1 rRNA gene is annotated in these 558 nt (G+C 52.2%); it reads left to right on the plus strand.

The features are described 5' to 3' along the window. A 23S ribosomal RNA gene (locus tag MUU47_RS00235) occupies positions 1 to 558 on the plus strand; the annotation flags it as partial.

Raw genomic sequence — 558 nt, forward strand, 5'->3', positions numbered from 1 at the left:
AAGGGTTCCTGTCCAACGTTAATCGGGGCAGGGTGAGTCGACCCCTAAGGCGAGGCCGAAAGGCGTAGTCGATGGGAAACAGGTTAATATTCCTGTACTTGGTGTTACTGCGAAGGGGGGACGGAGAGGGCTATGTTAGCCGGGCGACGGTTGTCCCGGTTTAAGCATGTAGGCGGAGAGTTTAGGTAAATCCGGACTCTTATTAACGCTGAGGTGTGATGACGAGGTACTACGGTACTGAAGTAACAGATGCCCTGCTTCCAGGAAAAGCCTCTAAGCATCAGGTAACACGAAATCGTACCCCAAACCGACACAGGTGGTCAGGTAGAGAATACCAAGGCGCTTGAGAGAACTCGGGTGAAGGAACTAGGCAAAATGGTGCCGTAACTTCGGGAGAAGGCACGCTGATGTGTAGGTGAAGTCCCTGCGGATGGAGCTGAAATCAGTCGAAGATACCAGCTGGCTGCAACTGTTTATTAAAAACACAGCACTGTGCAAACACGAAAGTGGACGTATACGGTGTGACGCCTGCCCGGTGCCGGAAGGTTAATTGATGGG

Source organism: Scandinavium hiltneri (genome assembly GCF_024764835.1).
Lineage (GTDB): Bacteria > Pseudomonadota > Gammaproteobacteria > Enterobacterales > Enterobacteriaceae > Scandinavium > Scandinavium hiltneri.